Below are 6288 nucleotides of genomic sequence, written 5' to 3'. Positions count from 1 at the left end.
ACTCGGCGGCAGCCGCGGCGGCGGCCGCCGCCTCCTCGACCGGCTCGCCCGCGAACCAGCGGGCGACGGCGCGGTCGTACGCGGCGGTGTGCGCGAACGCGTCGCGCGCGAGCGCGCGCCGCTGCATGAGGCTCAGGCCCGTCTCGGCCGCCTTCGCGATGAGCGGGTAGACGCGCGGATCGGTGACGATCGCCACGTTCGCGTGGTTCTTCGCCGAGGCGCGCACCATCGCGGGGCCGCCGATGTCGATCTGCTCGACGACGTCGGCGTCGGACGCCCCGGAGCGCACCGTCTCGACGAAGGGGTAGAGGTTGACCACCACGAGCTCGAACGGCGCGATGCCGAGCTCGCGCAGCTGCGCCTCGTGGTGCTCGAGCCGCAGATCGGCGAGCAGGCCCGCGTGGATCGCGGGGTGCAGCGTCTTCACGCGCCCGTCGAGGGCCTCCTGGAACCCCGTGACGGAGGCGACCTCGGTGACCGGCAGCCCCGCATCCGCGAGCATCTTCGCCGTCGAGCCGGTCGAGACGAGCTCGACGCCGGCGGCGGCGAGCGCGGAGCCGAGCTCGACGATGCCGCTCTTGTCGCTCACCGACAGCAGCGCGCGCCGGAAGGGCACCACGTCGCGATCGCGGTAGAGGGTCGGGTCGTGCTGGGGTCCGCTCACTGTGCTTCCTCCGCTGCTGCGCTGCCTGCGCTGTCTGCTGTGGGCTCGAGCCGGCGCTCGAGCCCGTGGTCGGCGAGGTCGATCGAGCCGTCGGCGATGCCGGTGAGGACATCCGCGAGCAGCTCTCGCTCGAGCACCTTGATGCGCTCGTGCAGCGTCGCCTCGGTGTCGTCCGGCAGCACGGGCACGCGCTGCCGGGCGAGGATCGGTCCGGTGTCGACGCCGCTGTCGACGATGATGACGCTCGCCCCGGTCTCGCGGACGCCGGCCGCGAGCGCGTCCCGCACGCCGTGCGCGCCGGGGAACTCGGGCAGGAACGCCGGGTGGGTGTTGAGCAGGGTCGGCTCGAAGCGCGCGACGGCCTCGGCGGAGAGCAGCCGCATGAAGCCTGAGAGCACGACGACGTCGGGCTCGAACGCCTCGACGCGGTCGGCGATCGCCATCGACCACGCCTCGCGCGGCGGCGCGAACGGCTCGACGAAGGTGGGGATGCCGGCGGCGCGCGCGATGTCGAGGCCGGCGCACTCGCGGTCGGCGCCCACGGCGATGATCTCGGCCGGCACCTGGCCCGCTCGGGTGCGCTCCAGCAGATCCGCGAAGTTGGTGCCGCTGCCGGAGACGAGGACGACGACGCGCAGCACGTCCTCCATCCTACCGAGGCGGCTGCTCGGCCTCGTCGGCGGTGTGCGGATGTCCCGGCTCGGCCGCCGTCGCGCGCCCGGTCGGCGCGTGGTCGTCGAGCGGCTCGACGACCTGCGTCTCCGTCCGGTCCGCGACCGTGGGGGCGTCGCGGTCGGCGTCCTCGGGGCCTCGCTCGGTGCCATCCGGCCCGGCGGGGGCTGCGTGGGGAGGTTCCGGCTCGCGCCGGCCCGGCTCGTCGAGGTCGGCAGCACCCCGTTCGGCCTCCGCCGTCCGCAGCCCGAGCACCTCGCGGAGCGTCGATCCATGCCCCTCGCGGGCGAGCGGCAAGGGCGCCGCTGCGCCGAGCGCGGGGCCGCGTGCACCGGCGACGAGTCCGATGAGGAGCCCCGCACCGACCTCGAGAGCGCCCCACGCCGCGACCTGCACGGCGTCAGGGCCGGCCTCGTCGAGCCGGCCGGGGCCGATCGCACCGCTCGCGAGCATCGCGGCGATGCCGAGCAGCGCGCCCGCGAGCACGCCGCCGCCGACGCCCGCGATCGCGAGCTCCCACCAGTGCACCGGCCGCTCGGGGGATCCCGCGAGGATCGTCTGCCGCGCGAGCGCACCGACCACGACCGCGGCGAGCACGGGGAGCGCGACGACCGCGAGCATCCACGGGGCCGCCTCGGGGTCGATCGCCGACAGCAGGGGCAGCGCCGGCACGGGTCCGAGGTCGGTGCCGAGCGGCGAGACCTGCGAGCCGGTGCCGATCATGAAGCCGGGCCCGAGCGCCCACGACGCCGCCCACACGACCGCGACGGGCGCGAGCGCGAGCTGCACGAGCAGCAGCACCCCCGCGCCGACGTGGGTCACCTGCAGCGACTCCATGACGAGCAGGCCCTCGGAGAAGCGCGCGAAGATCCCGACCGCGAGCACGAGCGCGCCGACGCCCAGCACGGCGACGGCGCCGGCGGCGCCCGCGCGCAGCGCAGCGCGGATGGCACGCAGCCAGCGGTCCTCGATCGTGAGCCCCCGCGCGGCCGCCTCGAGCCACCCGTGGCCGTGCGCGCGCACGATCGCGGCCGCCATGCCGATGAGCGCGACGGCCGCCGGCAGCAGGAACGCCTGCACGACACCCGGCGAGACGACGGGATGCTGCGCGCTCACGGCGACGACGAGCCCGACGGTGCCGACCGCGACCGCCCCGCAGAGGGCGGCGATCGCCGCGTCGAGCGCCGGCAGCTCGGCGAGCCGCCGGCCGCCGCGCCAGTGGAGCCACAGCGTGATGAGGCCGACGCCCCACGCTGCCAGCGTGATCGCGAACGGCCGGCTCGCCGCCTCGATGCCGACGGCGATGACTGCGTCGGCGCCGAGCGCGACCGTCAGGTCGACGCCGTGGCCCACGAGCCACGCGTCGGCAGCGATCCGCCACTGCGCGAGCGGGTCGCCGCCGAAGCCCTGATCGATGCCCCAGACCGCGAGCAGCACGAGCGCGCACACCAGCAGCCCGACCGCCGCGATGGCGGCGGACTCGACTGCCTGGCCGAACCCGGCCCACACGCGACGCACGGCTGGCAACCCTATCGACGCATCCGCCGCCGCCGCCCGTGCCTCGCCGCATGAGCGCCCGGCGGCCGCGCGGTAGGTTGGAGGCGCACGGCGCGGCCCGCGCACGCACCGCGGCCGCCGTTGATCCAGAGACCGCGAGGGGTTCGAGCCGCATGGCCAAGATCATCTACACCTACACCGACGAGGCGCCGATGCTCGCGACGCACTCGTTCCTGCCGATCGTCGAGGCGTTCGCCGCCGCCGCCGACGTGGAGGTCGAGCGCCGAGACATCTCGCTCGCCGGCCGCATCGTCGCCGCGTTCGCGGACCGCCTGCCGGCGGACCAGCAGGAGGCGGACGCGCTCGCCGAGCTCGGCGAGCTCGCGAAGACCCCCGAGGCGAACATCATCAAGCTGCCGAACATCTCGGCGTCGGTGCCGCAGCTGAAGGCCGCGATCGCCGAGCTGCAGTCGAAGGGCGTCGCGCTGCCCGACTACCCCGACGAGGTCGTCACGGACGAGGACCGCGACGTGCGGGCGCGCTACGACTCGGTCAAGGGCTCCGCCGTGAACCCGGTGCTGCGCGAGGGCAACTCCGATCGCCGCGCGCCCCGCTCGGTGAAGGAGTACGCGCGCAAGCACCCGCACTCGATGGGTCCCTGGACGGCCGACTCGAAGACCGCCGTCGCGACGATGGACAGCGGCGACTTCCGCGCGAACGAGCAGTCGGTGACGATGCCGGCCGACGACACCCTGCAGATCCGCCTCGTCGGCGCCGACGGCGCCACGACGGTGCTCAAGGACGGCCTGAAGGTGCTCGAGGGCGAGATCGTCGACGCCACGTTCATGTCTGCGAAGGCGCTCGACGCGTTCCTCGTCGAGCAGGTGCGGCGCGCGCGCGACGAGCACGTGCTGTTCTCGGCCCACCTCAAGGCGACCATGATGAAGGTCTCCGACCCGATCATCTTCGGCCACGTCGTGCGCGCGTTCCTGCCCGCGGTGTTCGAGCGCTACGGCGCGCAGCTCGACGAGGCCGGGCTCTCGGCCGACAACGGCCTCGCGGCGATCCTCTCCGGCCTCGACGAGCTCGACGACGCGACCGCAGCGGGCGTCCGCAAGGCGATCGAGGACGGCATCGCCGACGGTCCACGCCTCGCGATGGTCAACTCCGACCGCGGCATCACGAACCTGCACGTGCCCTCCGACGTCATCGTCGACGCATCCATGCCCGCGATGATCCGCCAGTCGGGCCACATGTGGGGCCCGGACGGCGAGGAGGCCGACACCCTCGCGGTGATCCCCGACTCCTCGTACGCCGGTATCTACCAGGTCGTCATCGACGACTGCAAGGCGAACGGCGCCTTCGACCCGCGCACGATGGGCTCTGTGCCGAACGTCGGCCTCATGGCGCAGAAGGCCGAGGAGTACGGCTCGCACGACAAGACGTTCCGCATCGAGCGAGACGGCCGCGTCGAGGTCGTGAACGCGGCCGGCGACGTGCTCATGGCGCACGACGTCGAGGCGGGCGACATCTGGCGCGCGTGCCAGACGAAGGATGTCGCGGTGCGCGACTGGGTGAAGCTCGCCGTCACGCGCGCCCGCGCCTCGGCGACGCCCGCGGTGTTCTGGCTCGACGAAGCGCGAGCGCACGACGCCGAGCTCATCAAGAAGGTCGAGGCGGAGCTCGCCTCGCACGACACCGACGGCCTCGAGATCACGATCCTCAGCCCCGTCGAGGCGACGAGGCTGTCGATCGAGCGCATCCGCCAGGGCCTCGACACGATCTCGGTCACCGGCAACGTGCTCCGCGACTACAACACCGACCTCTTCCCGATCCTCGAGCTCGGCACGAGCGCCAAGATGCTCTCGGTCGTGCCGCTGCTGAACGGCGGCGGCCTGTTCGAGACCGGCGCCGGCGGCTCGGCGCCCAAGCACGTGCAGCAGCTCGTCGAGGAGAACCACCTGCGCTGGGACTCGCTCGGCGAGTTCATGGCGCTCGCGGAGTCGTTCCGGCACCTCTCAGAGACGAGCGGCAACGCCCGGGCGGGCGTGCTCGCCGAGACCCTCGACGCGGCGACCGGCACGTTCCTCAACGAGAACAAGTCGCCGTCGCGCAAGGTCGGCGAGATCGACAACCGCGGCAGCCACTTCTGGCTCGCCCGCTACTGGGCCGAGGAGCTCGCGGCGCAGACCGACGACGCCGCGCTCGCCGAGGTGTTCGCGCCGGTCGCGCAGCAGCTCGCCGAGCAGAGCGACGCGATCGAGCGCGAGCTGCTCGAGGTGCAGGGCTCGCCGGTCGACCTCGGCGGCTACTACCGCGTCGACACCGACCTGGCCGACGCCGCGATGCGCCCGAGCGCGTCGCTCAACGCGATCCTCGCGCACCTGCGCCCGTAGGCGCGCAGGCGAAGGGCCCGGCTCCGGCCGGGCCCTTCGCCGTCTCCGGCCGGAGGATCTCGGGCGCTGAGCGCCCACGAGCGGATCATCCAGTCATGGCCACGCCCAGCCGGACTTCCTCCGGCCGCCATGAGTCCGACGGCTTGCGCCGACGCGGCCACCGGTGGTCGCCGCGCCGCACGATCTGCAGGATGGCGGCCTCGATCTCGGGCCACTCGTCGTGGATCTGCCTGTATGTCAGGCGCATGACGATGAACCCTCGCGCCAGGAGCCGGCGATCGCGGCGCCGGTCGTCCTCGTAGGCATCCGAGTCGGTGTGGTGCTCGCGACTGTCGCACTCGATGATCAACCGATCGCCGACGAGCAGGTCCACGCGCACACCCCGCACGACGCGCACCTGGATGCGGACGGAGAGCCGTCGCGACCGCAGCCGGAGCCGCACCATCGACTCGCTGCCCGATTCCGACCTGGCGTCGGCGAGCGCGAGCAGCGCGCGCACCTTCGCGGGCGCTCCGCTGACCCAGAGGTGCAGCTCTTCGATCGTGGCGAGTCGCCGGTGCAGGATCGCGTCGACGACCACGACCAGGTCCTCCCGGCTGCCGCAGCGGAGCGCGCAGCGGAATGCCGTCTCCAGATCGTCGACGGCGCTCCGCACCGGTGGATCCTGCCCGAACGGTCGGCACGCTCGGCTGCCCCGGCTCCGTCGGTGCTCCGGAAGTCGCGTGTGCCGGCCCTTGCCCTCCGGCACCCACACGCCGTGCAGTCGCAGGGCGCTGAAGCAGGAGACGCACCCGCCGGCCTGCACCGCTGCCACCGCGTGCGGCTCGGCACCGGTACGCAGCGCGAACCACCCGGGCCGCACGCGCCCGAGCGCGCCGGTCGCCACGGCGCGCTCGAGCTGCCACTTCGTCAGGCTGGCCGAGAGCTGGCGAGCCGTCACCACTCCCACCTCTCGCGCGAGTGGATCGGTCATGGGCCGCACCGTGGCACGTGAGCGCACGTCTCCGCGGGGACCGCACCCGCTCCTGTGGACGGAGGATCTTGGGCGCTCAGGCCGGA

Annotated in this window: 4 protein-coding genes and 1 pseudogene; 1 reads left to right on the top strand and 4 read right to left on the bottom strand. The window is 73.6% G+C overall.

The window, feature by feature from the left end:
- The 3 genes and pseudogenes from purH to NWP09_RS03800 all read right to left on the bottom strand — a co-directional run.
- A pseudogene (gene purH, locus NWP09_RS03810) lies at positions 1-664 on the bottom strand (bifunctional phosphoribosylaminoimidazolecarboxamide formyltransferase/IMP cyclohydrolase); the annotation flags it as partial.
- The gene (gene purN, locus NWP09_RS03805; RefSeq protein WP_258274211.1) at positions 661-1305 is read right to left on the bottom strand and encodes a phosphoribosylglycinamide formyltransferase; all 645 of its coding nucleotides are present in this window, start codon (positions 1303-1305) and stop codon (positions 661-663) included. The gene purN and the pseudogene purH, both read right to left, overlap by 4 nt.
- A 10-nt stretch (positions 1306-1315) precedes the next feature.
- Positions 1316-2854: a DUF6350 family protein gene (locus NWP09_RS03800; protein WP_258274210.1), complete on the bottom strand. Its 1539-nt coding sequence runs from the start codon at positions 2852-2854 to the stop codon at positions 1316-1318.
- Between the two features lie 152 nt (positions 2855-3006).
- On the opposite strand from NWP09_RS03800, the gene NWP09_RS03795 reads away from it, so the two are divergent.
- Complete coding sequence (locus NWP09_RS03795; protein WP_258274209.1) at positions 3007-5229, top strand: NADP-dependent isocitrate dehydrogenase; 2223 nt, start codon at positions 3007-3009, stop codon at positions 5227-5229.
- Positions 5230-5314: 85 nt separating this feature from the next.
- On the opposite strand, the gene NWP09_RS03790 is transcribed toward NWP09_RS03795, so the two are convergent.
- On the bottom strand, positions 5315-6202 hold the full coding sequence (locus NWP09_RS03790) for a DUF559 domain-containing protein (protein WP_258274208.1): 888 nt from the start codon (positions 6200-6202) through the stop codon (positions 5315-5317).
- Positions 6203-6288 lie beyond the last annotated feature (86 nt).

Origin of the sequence: Agrococcus sp. HG114, from assembly GCF_024723325.1 — a bacterium.
Taxonomy (GTDB): domain Bacteria; phylum Actinomycetota; class Actinomycetes; order Actinomycetales; family Microbacteriaceae; genus Agrococcus.
Note: the sequence above shows the minus strand (reverse complement) of the source record. Positions and strands in the feature narration are given on the sequence as shown.

Coding starts and splice junctions, on each gene's coding strand:
- NWP09_RS03795 (WP_258274209.1), top strand. CDS start 3,007: ATGGCCAAGATCATCTACACCTACACCGACGAGGCGCCGATGCTCGCG.
- NWP09_RS03790 (WP_258274208.1), bottom strand. CDS start 6,202: ATGACCGATCCACTCGCGCGAGAGGTGGGAGTGGTGACGGCTCGCCAG.